Source organism: Nocardia sp. NPDC102475, assembly GCF_055584605.1.
Genome location: NZ_JBVJLS010000011.1, coordinates 282,369 through 296,621, shown reverse-complemented (window position 1 = coordinate 296,621; position 14,253 = coordinate 282,369). Strand labels below are relative to the sequence as shown.

Sequence of the window (14,253 nt, the reverse complement as noted above, 5' to 3'; positions counted from 1 at the left end):
CCTTCGGAGCCTCGACCGAGGCAGAAAGCCATCAGCTACACCCCACCGCTCTGGGCATCCAGGGCACCAACCCCAGACAACAACGAACTTAGGGATGACCATGACCGACCCGAGTGCCGAATTCACGCAAGAGGCAGATGTCATCGTCGTCGGTGCGGGCCTGGCCGGGCTCGTGGCGACCCACGAACTGGTCAAGGCCGGCCGCAAGGTGTATGTGCTGGATCAGGAGAATCGCAACAACCTCGGCGGCCAGGCCTTCTGGTCGCTCGGCGGACTGTTCTTCGTGGACAGTCCGGAGCAGCGCCGCCTCGGTATCAAGGACTCCTACGAACTGGCACTGCAGGATTGGTTCGGTTCGGCGGGCTTCGATCGCGAGGACCAGGACTACTGGGCCCGCCAGTGGGCGCGGGCCTATGTGCGCTTCGCGGCCACCGAGAAGCGGGACTATTTGCACGAGTTGGGTTTACGGGTGACGCCACTGGTCGGTTGGGCCGAGCGCGGCGGCGCGTTCGCCGATGGGCACGGTAATTCGGTGCCGCGCTTCCACCTCACCTGGGGTACCGGCCCCGAGGTGGTGCGGATATTCCAGGAGCCGGTGCTCGAGGGTGAGCGCCGCGGACTGGTCGGCTTCAGTTTCCGGCATCAGGTCGACGAGTTGATCGTGGAGGACGGTGCGGTGGTCGGCGTACGCGGCAGTGTGCTCGAGCAGACCGATCTGGAACGCGGTCGGGCTTCGTCACGAAATGTGGTCGGCGACTTCGAATTCCGTGCCAAGGCGGTAATCGTGACCTCCGGCGGTATCGGCCACAATCACGAGCTGATCCGCCGCAACTGGCCCACCGAACGGCTCGGTCCGGCGCCGGAGACCATGATCTCCGGTGTGCCCGCACATGTGGACGGGCGAATGCTCGGCATCTCCGAGACCGCGGGCGGCGCCATCGTCAATCGCGATCGCATGTGGCACTACACCGAGGGCATCAACAACTGGAATCCGATCTGGCCCGATCACGCCATCCGGATCATCCCCGGTCCCTCCTCGCTGTGGTTCGACGCCAATGGAAAGCGGTTGCCCGCACCGTGTTTCCCGGGCTTCGACACCAATTCGACCATGAAGGAGATCCTGGCCACCGGCTACGACTACTCCTGGTTCGTGCTCACCCAGTCGATCATCGAGAAGGAGTTCGCGCTATCGGGCTCGGAGCAGAATCCGGATATCACCGGTAAGGATCTCAAACTCACCCTCAAGAGCCGGGTGGCCAAGGGTGCGCCCGGTCCGGTCGAGGCGTTCAAACAGCACGGGGTCGACTTCGTGGTCGCGAACACCTTGCGCGAGTTGGTCGATGGCATGAACAAGATCGCGCGCGGCCCGCAGTTGGACTTCGACGAGCTGGAACAGCAGATCGTCGCCCGCGATCGTGATGTCGCCAATAAGTACTCCAAGGACGCGCAGCTGATGGCGATCAACAATGCGCGCCAGTACTTCGGCGATAAGGCGGGCCGCGTGGCCAAACCGCATCGAATCCTCGATCCGGCCAGCGGGCCGCTGATCGCGGTGCGGCTCAATATCTTGACCCGCAAGACCCTCGGCGGACTGCAGACCAATCTGGATTCGCAGGTGATGCGGCCGGACGGCACACCGCTGCCTGGACTGTATGCCGCGGGCGAAGTCGCCGGATTCGGCGGCGGCGGTGTGCACGGCTACAACGCGCTGGAGGGCACCTTCCTCGGTGGCTGCATTTTCTCCGGCCGTGCCGCCGGACGAGCCCTCGCAACCAAACTGAGCTAGTGCTCGCTTGCCGCGGTGTCCGCCTCCGGCAGCTCGCCGAGCGTAGTGATATGGCGGTCGAATTCGGCGTGGGCGACCACCATTCGACTACGTTCGACGGAACCCAGGGCCCGAGCAGAAGCTGGGGCTAGGTGTCACAGCCCGTCGCGGCGACGCTGGACGGTGGTTGCGGTGTCGTGGTCGGGAGCTCCGGTGCCGGGGCGGGCGGTGGTTCCGGGGCGGGCTCGGTATAGAGGCTCATGCCGGTGTATCGCTGACCCTTCTGCAGAGAGATCCCGGTGATTTCTGCCTGATGCCCGTGGACATCGGTCACCCGTGCCGAGAACGGTCCCGGCCCGGCGCCGCTGATCGTCCAGTAGTTGTCCATGCCGCGATTGAGCTCATGCCACGGCCCGCCCGTCGCCGACCGTAATGCCACCCGCTGGATGGGGTTTCCCGATCCGGTGACCAGCATTGCCAGCCAGGAGACCGAGGAGTCCGGCTTCAGCTCGTAGCTCAGCTCCGGTGCGGGAAGCGGATCGCGGACCAGCGAATAGCGGATCTGCGCGACACCGTCGGATCGATTCGCGATCTGCTCGAAGGCCGCGGTGCTCAAATCCAGTTGTCCCGGAGCACATCCCGGGCAGCGGTCGGCAATGAGCACTCGGACATCGCCGCGCGGGCCGTACACATCGAGATACGCACCGCACAGATCGGCGTGCCCGTACTCCCGAGTGGAGACGCCGACATAGAAGCCGCTCGTCGGCAGTCCGGTGAACGAACACGCGATACCGGGACCGAACGCGTAGTACCGTGCCTCGCCCGGGCGTGTGGACGGCGACGCATCCACCGTATGCCAGTTGGCGACGCCGGTGCTACTGCCGGCCACCATCATTCGCGAGGTGCCGGTCCCGGTGTCCGGCACCGAATGTGTCGTCTCGCACGACGACTGTGGCTCGGGTCCGGCGGCCCAGATCGTGACCGCGACCGCGGTCAGTAGTACGCCAGCGGACGACCACAGCCACCGGGAGCGGAAATGCTGCTGTTGGATCGGTATTCGGTGCACCGCGGTCCCCGACTTCCGGCTCACCCAACTCGCGGACTCTCCATCCTGACTCCATCAGGAAAGCAGGCCGACGCGCGGCGCATGACTCGAATGAAAAATCTCCGTAGTGAAACATGCACATGTCGGCAATCTCACGGCAAATAGCCAGCATTCGGCGATGAAGATCGGAAAAGATTTCGTTACCAAGAAGTGGCCCTTGCCGGTTCGGCGTCCACACCTGAGAGTTGATGGTCCATCCGATCGCGCTTGGCGCGCAGGTAGCGGATGTTGTGTTCGGTCGGCGTCGCCTGCAGCGGCAGCCGCCGCACGACCGTGACCCCGTACTGTTCCAGGCCGGCCTGTTTGGCCGGGTTGTTGCTGAGCAGCCGAACCGACCGAATGCCGAGATCGGCGAGCACTTGCGCACCCGCCGCATACCCGCGGGCATCGACCGGCAACCCGAGTGCGAGATTCGCTTCGACGGTATCGGCGCCGCGATCCTGTAATTCGTACGCCCGCAGTTTGTTCAACAATCCGATGCCCCGCCCTTCCTGTCCGCGTAAGTAGACCACCACGCCACCGCCCTCCTCGGCGACCGCCCGCAACGCGGCGTCGAGTTGGTCGCCACAGTCGCAGCGCAGCGAGCCGAGAGCATCACCGGTGAGGCATTCCGAATGCAGCCGCGCCAAAACGGATTCGCGACTCGGTTCGCCGAAAACCAGTGCGAGGGTTTCGGTTCCGGAGATCTCGTCGCAGTAGCCGATGAGGCGGAACTCGCCGTATCGAGTCGGCAAGCGGGTCTCCACGACCCTGGTCAGGGTGGGTTCGGCCCGGCGGCGATAGGCGATCAGATCGGCGATCGAAATAATCGGCAGTGCATGGGTTTCGGCGAAGTCGAGCAGTTGCGGCAGACGGGCCATCGAGCCGTCGTCGTTCACGACCTCGGCAATCACACCCGCCGGTCGCAGGCCGGCCAGCCGGGTCAGATCGACGGCGGCCTCGGTGTGGCCCGCACGGCCGAGCACACCGCTGGGATGCGCGCGCAGCGGGAAGACGTGGCCGGGCCTGGTCAGCTGGTCCGGTGTGGTGCGCGGATCCGCCAGCGTGCGCACGGTGCGGGCGCGGTCGGCGGCCGAAATCCCGGTCGTCACACCGGAAGCCGCATCCACCGAGACCGTGTACGCGGTCCCCTTGGGATCCTCGTTGATCGGCGTCATCGGTGGCAGCTGGAGCCGATCCAGATCCGCGCCGGGCAACGGTGCGCACAGCACGCCGCTGGTGTGGCGGACCATGAAGGCGATGGCTTCGGGCGTCGCCAGTGCGGCGGCGAGGACCAGATCGCCCTCGTTCTCCCGATCTTCGTCGTCGACGACCACGACCATGCCGCCCGCGGCGAGGGCGGCGAGCGCCGTCTCGATCGTGTCCAGCGAACGCTGCTGTGCGAATTCGGTGCGCATATGACTAGTAGAAGTATTTCTATTAGTCATATCAAGCGCCATCCCACTCAGTGAGCGGGATCAGGAAGCGCGGCGCCCCTTGCCCTTCGCGGACTTCTTCGGAGCGGTCTTCGTCGCGAGTTTATCCACGTCGGCGAGCAGCGCCTCGGCGAAATCCCGCTCGGCCTCGTAATGCCGTATGCACCAGCGCAATACCGCGCCCGGATAGGCCCAATCCGGATTCTCGTCGGCGCCCTCGGCATCGACCTCGGCGAGTTTGCGCATCCGCTCCGCGTATCCGATGTGCTCGGAGAGAATTTCGCGCAATCGGTCCGGTTCGGCGAGATGCCCCAGCCAGGCGCGCAACAGGACGCTGTGCTTGAGCACCGGCGCCTCCACCGGTGCATGGTTCACCCACTGCGCCGCCGCCGCGCGACCGCTTTCGGTGATGGCGTACATGCGCTTACCGCGCACGCCGTCGTCCTGCAGCACCGTGCGCGAGGTGGCGTACCCGTGTTTCTCGAGGCGTTTGAGCTCGGCGTAGATCTGACTGAACGACGGGCTCCAATAGAAGAACTGGAGGCTCCAGTCGGCCCATTTCTTCAAGTCGTAGCCGGAGAGTTCGTCGGCGTGCGAAAGCATGCCGAGCACGGCCCAACTCGTCGTCGGCAGGTCGGGAACTTCGGCGCTCGCCGGAGACTTCGCTTCGGTCACGATAGGACTATACCGCTTAGGCATATTTCGGGTGCAAAGTCCCGCTGAGTGGGACACGCCCCGGTGATCGGGGCGCGAGCGCCGGGAGTAGTCTCGCCGCATGTCGCGTACGCGCATTATTCGGATCGCCACCCGATCCAGCCCGATGGCCCTGGCTCAGGCCGAGCAGGTAGCCGGATTGCTGGCCGGGCTCGGGGTCGAGAGCGAGCTGGTCAAGGTAACCACGGCGGGCGATCGGTGGATGGGCGATCTGTCCAAGCTCGGGGGTAAGGGTGCCTTCGTCAAGGAGATCGATCGAGCCCTGCTCGATGACGAGGCAGATCTGGCGGTGCACTGCCTCAAGGACATTCCCGGTGATATTCCGGTGCCGGAAGGACTCGCCTTCGCGGGTTATCTGCCGCGCGAGGACGTGCACGATGCGGTGATCACCCGAACCGGCGCGCCGCTGGCCGAACTCCCCGAGGGCACGGTCGTCGGCACCAGTTCCGTGCGCCGGACCGCACAGCTGCGGCTGCACTATCCGCATCTTGCGGTGAAACCATTGCGCGGCAATGTCAATACCCGATTGGCGCGCCTCGAAGAAGGCCATGTCGATGTGCTGATCGCGGCCGTATCGGGGCTACACCGCGTCGAGCAGGCGCACCGGATCACCGAAACCCTCGACCTGGACACCATGTGCCCACCGATCGGGGCCGGCGTGATCGCACTGCAGTGCCGCGACGACGACGCCCAACTCCTCGATCTCGGTGCGCGACTGGACGATCCGGCCACCCACCGCCACGCGGATGCCGAGCGCGCAATGCTGCACGCACTGCAGGGCCACTGCAACTCCCCGATCGCCGGACACGCGACAACCGACCCCACCGGACGACTCACCTTGCACGGCAAGGTCTTCAACCTCGACGGCAGCCAGTGGCTCGACGCCAAACACTGGGGCGTCCCGGAGGACCCGAGCGCCCTCGGCTTCTTCGTCGGCGCGGACCTGCTGCGCCAGGGCGCACGCGCGATCATCGACTCGATCCCGCACTGAACTGGTTCGGGGCGTTCAGTCGGTGAAGCCGTCCATCATGGACAGCACACGGAGCATGACTTCGTCTGCACCGCCGCCGATGCTGAGCAGGCGACTGTCGCGGTAGGCGCGCGAGGTCCAGGTTTCTGCCATGTACCCCATGCCGCCGTGCACCTGTAGGCACCAGTCGGCGACTTGTCGGCCGAGGCGGGCGGCCTCCAGTTTGGAGATCGTGGCCATCCGGGTCACATCGGTACCTGCCATATACGACTGGGCGGTGGACTCGGTGTAGACGCGGAGCATGTCGACGCGGGCGGCGAGTTCGGCGTAGGTGTATTGCAGGTATTGGTTCGCGGTGAGCGGGTGGCCGAACAGCTTTCGGTCGCGGGCATAGTCGCGGGTGGCCTCGAGTTCGATGGCGCAGGTGATGGGGACGCTGTAGGAGGCGAACATGCGCTCCATCACGAACTGCGACATCTGCTGTTGGAAGCCGCGGCCGATTTCACCGATGGTGTTGCGCACCGGAATTCGAACATTGTCGAAGGTGAGCAGGCCGGTGTCGGAGGCGCGCATACCGAGCTTGTCGAGCTTGCGGTCGACCCGGAAGCCCGGAGTGCCGGTGGGGACGACGATCTGGCTCATGCCGCGGTAGCCGCCCTCGTCGGAGGTGCGCACCAGGGTGCAGAGCCAGTCGGCCTGAACGGCATTGGTGATGAACATCTTCGAGCCGTTGATCACCCAGTCGTCACCGTCGCGGCGGGCATGCGTGCGAATCCCCGCCACATCCGAACCCGCCTCCGGTTCGGTAACCGCTACACCACAGACCATTTCGCCGCGCATGGCGGGCGCGAGAAACTCCTGTTTGAGTTCTTCGCTGCCGTGCGCGTGCAGCGACGGCGTCGCCATCGCGACCTGCACGCCGAGCGCCATCGGGAACGAGCCGTGGGCGACCCGCCCGAGTTCTTGGCACAGCACCACCGTGAACAGATGGTCCGCGCCCTGGCCGCCGTAGGCCGGATCGTATTCCAGCCCCAGCATCCCGAGCTTCGCCATATCGGCGAAGATCTCGTGCAGCGGCATCCACTCCGCCCGTTCCCACTCGTCGACCCGCGGATTGATCTTCTGCTCGACATACCGCCGAACCAGCGCCCGGAATTCCTGATGCTCATCGCTGTAGATCACGTCGCCCTCCTCAATGAGGTCCCACTCCCGACGCTAGCCGAGCGTCACACCGCACGCAGGCGGTCCCGCTCACAATTCGACGCAACCATGGCCGAGACGTCTCGCTGCGACCACAACGCCACGCAACAGACCTGAATCACCGCCACCGAGCGTGGCGCGGAAACAACGCCCGCCCCGCCTCGTGCGCAACCTCGACCAGCACACGCGCCAAACGCGCGGTATCCAACGCAGTTCGATCCCCGCCGATTTGCCCCGACAGTGACAGTGCACCGATGGCGGCTCCGCGCCCGCGAATCGGTACCGCGACGCAGGAGATCCCGGTCACCGACTCCTCGTTGTCCACGGCAATTCCCTGCCGATGCCGGATCCGGGTCAACTCGCGGTGCAGTTCCGCCCGGTCGCAAATGGTCCGCGGCGTCAATTGCGGCAACCGGTCCCGGAAGGAGGTCTCGATAATGCTCGGCTCCAGCGAGGCCAGTATCGCCTTGCCGAGGGCCGTGCTGTGCGCGGGCATCCGGCCGCCGAGGCGGGTCGGGATGCTCGCGGTGTAGCGGCCACCGGCCTTGTCCAGGTACAGCACCTCGCGTCCGTCGAGCACACCGAGGTGGCCAACCATGCCGGTCCGCTGACACAGCTCGTGCAGCAGCGGACTCACCACATCGCGAATCTCGTTGTGATCGGCGGCGAGTCCGCCGAGTTCCAGCGGACGCAAGCCGAGGCGGTAGCCGCCGGGCGCGTGCGCCAACCAGCGCAGCCGGATCATCTGGTCCAGGATGCGATGCACTGTGGACCGCGGCAGGCCGGTTCGCTCGGCCAATCCGAGCAGCGTCAGAGTCGGTGTCGAACTGTCGAAAGCGTCTAGAATCAGCGTCATTCGCTCGATCATGGAAACCGGCGGCTGTGCGGGCCGGGTGGTCGGACGACCCGGACCCGATAACCGCTCGTCGGATCCCGGACCGGTCAGCACCTCGACCGTCATGGCGCACCTCCATTGTGTAGCTCATACAGCTTAGAAGTATTTCGATTAGGCATGTCCAGTTTCGGCATACCTGCTTGTGTCCCCAATCACAGTGCCGTCACGCGGACGACGTCGAATCCCGGAAACTACGGAGATCGCTACGGATCTTCTCGGTAGCCGGAACCGAGCATTGACAGTCCACCGCGCGCGCCGCTTTCCTTCATGGCGAAACGGAATATTTCTAGTCGAAACTAGGAGCGCTATGGCCGTCGTGCTCGACTTCAAGGCCGTCCTCGGCCGGTTCGCCACCGGAGTCACCGCGATCACCGCCCTGGACGGCGCGCAACCCGTCGGGTTCGCCTGCCAGTCCTTCTCCGCACTATCGCTGGATCCGCCTGCCGTGGCACTGTTCCCGGCCCGGACCTCCACCACCTGGCCGCGGATCCGCGCGGCTAACAAGTTCTGCGTGAACGTGCTCGCCGCCGATCAGGAGCAGGTGTGCAGACAGCTCGGCCGCAGCGGACCCGACAAATTCGACGGACTCGACTGGACCCGCTCCCCCAACGGTTCGCCGCTGCTCGACGGATCCATCGCGTGGATCGATTGCGAGCTCGGCGGAGAGCTGGACGGCGGCGATCACACCATCGTCATCGGCCATGTCACCGCACTGGGCGCGGGCCGCGAGGCCGATCCGCTGCTGTTCTACCGCTCCGGATTCGAGCGCCTTACCACTGCCTGAGCCGTCTCCCGGCCAGTGAGACCACACCTTTGCGCGTCCATCGGCGCGCCGAACCATCGAAACGACAGCCCGACGAACGTGGAGGAACCATGACCGACGATCAGGTGCGCGTGATCGACACCGGCACCCCGCCCACCCGATATGCCCGGGGTTGGCACTGTGTCGGCCTCGCCGACAACTTCCGCGACGGCAAACCGCACACCATCGAAATCTTCGGCACCGAACTCGTGGTTTTCGCGAGCGCGGACGGCACCCTCAATGTGCTCGACGCCTATTGCCGACATATGGGCGGCAACCTCGGCGACGGCATTATCAAGGGCGACACCATCGCCTGCCCGTTCCACGATTGGCGCTGGCGGGGCGATGGCCGTTGTGCCGCAATCCCTTACGCGCGCCGGGTACCACCGCTGGCCCGCACCAAATCGTGGATCACGTTGGAGCAGAACCGGCAGCTGTTCGTCTGGAACGATCCCGAAGGCAATCCGCCGCCCGCGGATATCACGATCCCCCGCATCGAGGGCGCGTTCAGTGACGAGTGGAGCGACTGGACCTGGAACCAGATCACCATCGAGGGCGCGAACTGCCGCGAGGTCATCGACAATGTGGTGGATATGGCGCATTTCTTCTACGTGCACTTCGCCTTTCCGACCTACTTCAAGAATGTCTTCGAGGGCCATATCGCCAGTCAGTACATGACCTCGATCGGACGCGCGGATATGCAGGGCGAGCTGGCCAAGGAGGCGGGCGCGGAGAACACGCTGCATTCGGAGGCGCACTATCACGGCCCCTCCTACATGATCGATTACCTCGTCAACGAATCCAGCGGGCAGACGGTCGAGTCCGTCCTCATCAACTGCCACTACCCGGTTTCGCCCACCAAATTCGTGCTGCAGTACGGCGCGATCGTCAAGAAGCTGCCCGGTTTGTCGCCGGAAGATGCCGATGCGATGGCGGTGCGTTTCGCCAGTGGGCTCGGACGCGGTTTCGAGCAGGATGTGGCGATCTGGGAACGCAAGACCCGCATCGACAATCCGCTGCTGTGCGAGGAAGACGGGCCGGTCTATCAGCTGCGGCGCTGGTACGAGCAGTTCTACACCGATATCGCCGAGGTGGAGTCGAAGATGACCGACCGCTTCGAATTCGAGGTCGACACCACCCGTGCCGTCACGGCGTGGGAGGCCGAGGTCGCCGAGAATCTGGCCGCGCAACGCGCGGACGCCTGAACGGATCGGCAATGGATTGCATCACCTGCCACACCTGCCGGAATCAGGTGTCGGTGGTCAAATTCAGCCCCGCCCACACCAGCGTGCAGTGGAGCTCCGTCGCTCGCGCGCACTGCGCCGAGTTCACTCGTAACGACGGCGGTCCCGTGCGCGGGTGTGCGGCATTGCGCGACAGCATCGAAAAGGCCGTCAGCGCGGGCGAAGTCGGGTTGAGCACCCGTGATGGGGATCTGCTGTGAGTGCGGCGGTAACGCTTCGAGTTGTTCGAGTAACTGCCGAAACCCAGGATGCGGTCTCGCTGGAGCTGGCCGCCGAACCGGAGCGTCGACTTTCCTATCGGCCCGGCCAGTTTCTGACACTGCGGATACCCAGCGAACGAACCGCTTCGGTGGCACGGTCGTACTCGCTGTCCAGTGCGCCGCACGAGGGCCGACTCGAGGTCACCGTGAAGCGGACAGCGGGCGGATACGCTTCGAACTGGCTGTGCGACAACGCTGTTCCCGGTATGACAATCGACAGCTTGCCGCCCGCGGGCATTTTCACACCCGATTCGCTCGACGCCGATCTGCTCCTATTGGCTGCGGGCAGTGGGATAACGCCGATGCTGTCCATCCTGAAATCGGTACTAGCGCAGGGCACTGGACGGTGCACACTGATCTACGCCAATCGCGACGAGGAATCGGTGATCTTCGCCGATGAACTGAGATCATTGACCGCCGAGCACCCGAACCGGCTCGTTGTGCTGCATTGGTTGGAGGCTGTTCAGGGCTTACCATCGGCGCCCACACTGACCACCTTGATCACACCGTGGACCAGCCGCGAGCTATTCGTCTGTGGCCCAGCACCTTTCATGGATGCTGTCGTCACAGCCGCCGACAACCTGGGCATGGACCGGGTGCATGTCGAGAAATTCATCTCGATCTCCGGTGATCCCTTCGCCGAAACCGAGATCGAAGACACCGACGACGCTGCCATCGTCGAGGTCGAACTCGACGGCGCCACAAACGAATTCGCCTGGCCGCGCAATACCGTACTGCTCGACGTGCTGCTCGCGCGCGGTATGGCAGCTCCGTACTCCTGCCGTGAAGGCGCCTGTAGCGCATGTGTCTGTCGTGTCGTCGACGGCGAAGTGAAGTTGCTGCGTAACGAAGTTCTGGAACGTGCAGACCTGGCCGACGGCTATGTACTCGCCTGCCAGGCGGTTCCGGTCTCCGATGCGGTCCGGGTCACCTATGAATGAGGAGAATATGGCAATCATCAGCTCGCTCGGCTATGTGCGGGTCGCGGTCAGCGATCCCGATGCCTGGCGCACCTTCGCCTTCGATGTGATCGGATTCGCCGAGGGTACCGGGCCGGATCCGGACGCTATCTATCTGCGCATGGATGAGCACGTCGCACGATTGGTCCTGGTACCAGGCGAAACCGATAAGGTACTCGCCATCGGCTGGGAGGTCCGCGACCATCGCGCACTCGCCGCGGCACGAGAAGCCGTGGAGAAGGCCGGAATCGAAGTCACCGCGCTCACCGTGGCCGAGGCGGATGCACGCAGTGTGGAGGAGGCGATCACCTTCCGTGATCCCGCGGGCACCACCGTCGAAATCTTCCACGGACCCGTCCTGGACCACAGTCCGGTCGTCGGCAAGTACGGAAACCGTTTCGTCACTACAGGACTCGGCCTCGGCCACGCGGTGCTGCCGGTGCCCGATCTCGACGGCGCCTTCCACTTCTATACCGACGTTCTCGGGTTCCTGCCGCGCGGTGCGTTCCGGGTGCCCGCACCGCCCGAATACGGTCCGGTGCGAATCCGCTTCCTCGGTGTGAATCAGCGCCACCACAGCTTGGCGCTGATCCCCTCCGGCGGTCAGGAGAGCTCGGGGCTGGTGCACGTCATGGTCGAGGTCGACAGTCTCGACGATGTCGGCCGTGCGCTCGACCGGGTGAACAAGGCCGGATATCACCTGTCCTCGACGTTGGGCCGCCATACCAACGACAAAATGATCTCCTTCTATGTCCGCACACCCGGCGGCTGGGATCTCGAATTCGGCACCGAGGGCATGCTGGTGGACGAGAACACCTACACAGCGGAGGAAATGACCGCCGATAGCTATTGGGGTCACGACTGGGATCGGGGCTGACAAGATCACGGGCAGCGACCGGCGGCCCGATACCCCTTGACTATCGTCGATAGCGACGGAAGGGGTTTTCCGATGGCACTGCGCACCGAGTTCACCGGTCTGTTCGACATCGAGCATCCCATAGTGCTCGCACCAATGGGTGGCGTCGCGGGCGGCGCACTGGCCGCGGCGGTCTCCGAGGCCGGTGGACTCGGCCTGATCGGTGGCGGCGGCGGTGACGAACGGCTACTCGATCAGGAATGTGCGTTGCTCACCGCACGCACCGAAAAGCCCTGGGGCATCGGCCTGTTGAGCTGGGCCATCGATCTCGATACCGTGCGCAGGACGGTGCAGCGCCGACCGCACGCGATCCTGTTGTCCTTCGGCGACCCGACCCCGTTTGCCGCCTCGGTCCGGGAATCCGGGATTCCGCTGCTCGTCCAGGTCACCAGCACGGACGAGGCGGTCCGCGCCCTGGAGGCCGGAGCCGATGTGCTGATCGCGCAGGGTGCGGAGGCGGGCGGGCACGGCGGCGGGCGGGCGACGCTGCCCTTCGTACCCGCAGTCGTCGATCTGGCGGCGGGTACGCCGGTGCTCGCCGCGGGTGGCATAGCCGATGGACGCGGACTCGCCGCCGCACTCGTGCTCGGTGCGGCGGGCGCGTTGATCGGCACTCGTTTCGAGGCGACACACGAATCGTTGCTCTCGGCCGAGGAGGCCAAGGCCATCATCGATGCACGCGGCGGCGATACCGAACGCAACCGCATCATCGATATCGCCCGCGAATCACCGTGGCCCGCCGAGTACACCGCCCGCACCCTGCGCAACCGATTCCTCGACGAATGGGCCGGACGGGAGACCGAACTCGCGGCCGATCCCCTTGCCCAGCAACGCTATCGGGCGGCTGCCGAGCAAGGTGATCTCGACTGGGCGCCGATCTGGGCGGGCGAGAATATCGACCTCATCGACAGTCTCGAATCCGCCGCTGATCTGGTGCGGCGCATCAGCACCGACGCCGAACAGGTCTTGCGGCGAGCCGCGACGCAATGCGACTAGTCGGTGTGTTCCTCGGTCAGAGCGCGGAGCAGTTCACGGGTGTAGCGCTCGGCCAGTAGCGGCAGGAAGTTTTCGATGGTGGCGTGGTCCGCGAGGTAGTCGTAAGCGGAGTACAGCCACCGTTCGATGGCTTCGTCGCGGATGCTGTCGAATTCCCGCTCCAAACGGCGCGCGGCGGACTTCAGCGCGTACTGCTGGTCGAGGGATGGTTCGTGGATCGGCGGGTGCGTAACAGGACCTTCGGTCATTGCGGACTCCTGGTCGGGAACTTTCAGTGCAAAGGATGCGGCCGAAACCGTGTCCACTCGATCGAGTACCCGATGGGTCGACGGCGACACCCCGGATACGCCATGGACGCACTCCCAATTTCGCACTACCCTTTCGATATATGCCAATAGCCTCACGAAGATGACCGGAATGAGCGAGCGCAGCGATAGCCACAGCCGAGCACTCGCTCGTGCCGGAGCCGAGCGCCAGCGAGGCGCAGGGATGAGCGAGCGCAGCGAGCGAACAATAAACACAGCCGAGCTCTCGCTCGTGCCGGAGCCGAGCGCCAGCGAGGCGCAGGGATGAGCGAGCGCAGCGAGCGAACAATAAACACAGCCGAGCTCTCGCTCGTGCCGGAGCCGAGCGCCAGCGAGGCGCCGGCATGAGCGAGAACCTGCTCTGGGTGCCCGATGCCTGCACATTGCCGACGGCGGAGCAGCCACTGCGCGTGGCCGAATTCACCGATCTCTTCGCGGCCGCGCTGCGTCGGGTCGAACTCATCGCGCCTACCCGTCTGCGACTGGAACTGGCCGCAACGCATGAAGGCACGGCCCGTGACCTCGCCGCCCGCGAGAGCTCCTGCTGCGGATTCTTCGACTTCGATTTCGCCACGGCAGGCCCGGATGCCATCGCGATGGACATCGAAGTGCCCGCGAGCCGGATCGACGTACTCGAGGCGTTGGCGAATCACGCGACGGCCGCCCGAATAAAGTAGAACAGGTTCTTGTCTGCGGCCCCGGCAAAT

General features: G+C 64.9%; 15 protein-coding genes. 9 read left to right on the top strand and 6 right to left on the bottom strand.

Features of this window, described 5'->3' with window-relative positions:
- Positions 1-94 precede the first annotated feature (94 nt).
- Positions 95-1,786, top strand: coding sequence for an FAD-binding dehydrogenase (locus tag ACZ60G_RS21825; protein WP_465811867.1), 1,692 nt, complete (start codon positions 95-97; stop codon positions 1,784-1,786).
- 127 nt (positions 1,787-1,913) lie between these two features.
- On the opposite strand, the gene ACZ60G_RS21820 is transcribed toward ACZ60G_RS21825, so the two are convergent.
- The 3 genes from ACZ60G_RS21820 to ACZ60G_RS21810 form a co-directional block, all read right to left on the bottom strand.
- The gene (locus tag ACZ60G_RS21820; protein WP_465811866.1) at positions 1,914-2,855 is read right to left on the bottom strand and encodes an expansin EXLX1 family cellulose-binding protein; all 942 of its coding nucleotides are present in this window, start codon (positions 2,853-2,855) and stop codon (positions 1,914-1,916) included.
- A gap of 155 nt (positions 2,856-3,010) precedes the next feature.
- On the bottom strand, positions 3,011-4,267 hold the full coding sequence (locus ACZ60G_RS21815) for a bifunctional 3,4-dihydroxy-2-butanone-4-phosphate synthase/GTP cyclohydrolase II (protein ID WP_465811865.1): 1,257 nt from the start codon (positions 4,265-4,267) through the stop codon (positions 3,011-3,013).
- A gap of 60 nt (positions 4,268-4,327) precedes the next feature.
- Positions 4,328-4,960 (bottom strand): PadR family transcriptional regulator, encoded by a 633-nt coding sequence (locus ACZ60G_RS21810; RefSeq protein ID WP_465811864.1) that lies wholly within the window; start codon positions 4,958-4,960, stop codon positions 4,328-4,330.
- A gap of 100 nt (positions 4,961-5,060) precedes the next feature.
- Here ACZ60G_RS21810 and hemC point away from each other — a divergent pair, with 100 nt between their 5' ends.
- Positions 5,061-5,990 carry a hydroxymethylbilane synthase gene (gene hemC / locus ACZ60G_RS21805; RefSeq protein WP_465811863.1) on the top strand — a complete coding sequence of 310 codons (930 nt, stop codon included), beginning with the start codon at positions 5,061-5,063 and terminating at the stop codon, positions 5,988-5,990.
- Positions 5,991-6,005: 15 nt separating this feature from the next.
- Here the strand turns inward: hemC and ACZ60G_RS21800 are convergent, their stop codons facing one another.
- Both ACZ60G_RS21800 and ACZ60G_RS21795 read right to left on the bottom strand, forming a co-directional pair.
- Positions 6,006-7,151 carry an acyl-CoA dehydrogenase family protein gene (locus tag ACZ60G_RS21800; RefSeq protein WP_465811862.1) on the bottom strand — a complete coding sequence of 382 codons (1,146 nt, stop codon included), beginning with the start codon at positions 7,149-7,151 and terminating at the stop codon, positions 6,006-6,008.
- Between the two features lie 136 nt (positions 7,152-7,287).
- Positions 7,288-8,130, bottom strand: a complete 843-nt coding sequence (locus ACZ60G_RS21795; protein ID WP_465811861.1) for an IclR family transcriptional regulator — start codon at positions 8,128-8,130, stop codon at positions 7,288-7,290.
- A 241-nt stretch (positions 8,131-8,371) separates the two neighbouring features.
- Here ACZ60G_RS21795 and ACZ60G_RS21790 point away from each other — a divergent pair, with 241 nt between their 5' ends.
- The 6 genes from ACZ60G_RS21790 (at position 8,372) to ACZ60G_RS21765 (ending at position 13,241) form a co-directional block, all read left to right on the top strand.
- A complete protein-coding gene (locus ACZ60G_RS21790; RefSeq protein ID WP_465811860.1) occupies positions 8,372-8,848 on the top strand; it encodes a flavin reductase family protein in 477 nt (158 codons plus the stop codon).
- An 89-nt stretch (positions 8,849-8,937) separates the two neighbouring features.
- Positions 8,938-10,071 (top strand): Rieske 2Fe-2S domain-containing protein, encoded by a 1,134-nt coding sequence (locus ACZ60G_RS21785; protein WP_465811859.1) that lies wholly within the window; start codon positions 8,938-8,940, stop codon positions 10,069-10,071.
- 11 nt (positions 10,072-10,082) lie between these two features.
- Complete coding sequence (locus tag ACZ60G_RS21780) at positions 10,083-10,310, top strand: hypothetical protein (RefSeq protein ID WP_465811858.1); 228 nt, start codon at positions 10,083-10,085, stop codon at positions 10,308-10,310.
- Positions 10,307-11,311, top strand: a complete 1,005-nt coding sequence (locus ACZ60G_RS21775; protein WP_465811857.1) for a 2Fe-2S iron-sulfur cluster-binding protein — start codon at positions 10,307-10,309, stop codon at positions 11,309-11,311. Before ACZ60G_RS21780 ends, ACZ60G_RS21775 begins: the two co-directional genes overlap by 4 nt.
- A 7-nt stretch (positions 11,312-11,318) precedes the next feature.
- Entirely contained in the window at positions 11,319-12,206 is an 888-nt protein-coding gene (locus ACZ60G_RS21770) for a VOC family protein (RefSeq protein ID WP_465811856.1), read from the top strand.
- Positions 12,207-12,278: 72 nt separating this feature from the next.
- Positions 12,279-13,241 carry an NAD(P)H-dependent flavin oxidoreductase gene (locus ACZ60G_RS21765; RefSeq protein WP_465811855.1) on the top strand — a complete coding sequence of 321 codons (963 nt, stop codon included), beginning with the start codon at positions 12,279-12,281 and terminating at the stop codon, positions 13,239-13,241.
- Here ACZ60G_RS21765 and ACZ60G_RS21760 read toward each other — a convergent pair.
- Positions 13,238-13,489: a three-helix bundle dimerization domain-containing protein gene (locus ACZ60G_RS21760; RefSeq protein WP_465811854.1), complete on the bottom strand. Its 252-nt coding sequence runs from the start codon at positions 13,487-13,489 to the stop codon at positions 13,238-13,240. The two genes, ACZ60G_RS21765 and ACZ60G_RS21760, sit on opposite strands and share 4 nt — an antisense overlap.
- Before the next feature lie 401 nt (positions 13,490-13,890).
- Here ACZ60G_RS21760 and ACZ60G_RS21755 point away from each other — a divergent pair, with 401 nt between their 5' ends.
- Positions 13,891-14,223: a hypothetical protein gene (locus tag ACZ60G_RS21755; RefSeq protein WP_465811853.1), complete on the top strand. Its 333-nt coding sequence runs from the start codon at positions 13,891-13,893 to the stop codon at positions 14,221-14,223.
- Positions 14,224-14,253: the final 30 nt, after the last annotated feature.

Excerpts from the sequence above, each read along its gene's own strand:
- ACZ60G_RS21825 (WP_465811867.1), top strand. The coding sequence starts at position 95 with ATGACCATGACCGACCCGAGTGCCGAATTCACGCAAGAGGCAGATGTC.
- ACZ60G_RS21815 (WP_465811865.1), bottom strand. The coding sequence starts at position 4,267 with ATGCGCACCGAATTCGCACAGCAGCGTTCGCTGGACACGATCGAGACG.
- hemC (WP_465811863.1), top strand. The coding sequence starts at position 5,061 with ATGTCGCGTACGCGCATTATTCGGATCGCCACCCGATCCAGCCCGATG.
- ACZ60G_RS21795 (WP_465811861.1), bottom strand. The coding sequence starts at position 8,130 with ATGACGGTCGAGGTGCTGACCGGTCCGGGATCCGACGAGCGGTTATCG.
- ACZ60G_RS21790 (WP_465811860.1), top strand. The coding sequence starts at position 8,372 with ATGGCCGTCGTGCTCGACTTCAAGGCCGTCCTCGGCCGGTTCGCCACC.
- ACZ60G_RS21785 (WP_465811859.1), top strand. The coding sequence starts at position 8,938 with ATGACCGACGATCAGGTGCGCGTGATCGACACCGGCACCCCGCCCACC.
- ACZ60G_RS21780 (WP_465811858.1), top strand. The coding sequence starts at position 10,083 with ATGGATTGCATCACCTGCCACACCTGCCGGAATCAGGTGTCGGTGGTC.
- ACZ60G_RS21770 (WP_465811856.1), top strand. The coding sequence starts at position 11,319 with ATGGCAATCATCAGCTCGCTCGGCTATGTGCGGGTCGCGGTCAGCGAT.
- ACZ60G_RS21765 (WP_465811855.1), top strand. The coding sequence starts at position 12,279 with ATGGCACTGCGCACCGAGTTCACCGGTCTGTTCGACATCGAGCATCCC.
- ACZ60G_RS21760 (WP_465811854.1), bottom strand. The coding sequence starts at position 13,489 with ATGACCGAAGGTCCTGTTACGCACCCGCCGATCCACGAACCATCCCTC.
- ACZ60G_RS21755 (WP_465811853.1), top strand. The coding sequence starts at position 13,891 with ATGAGCGAGAACCTGCTCTGGGTGCCCGATGCCTGCACATTGCCGACG.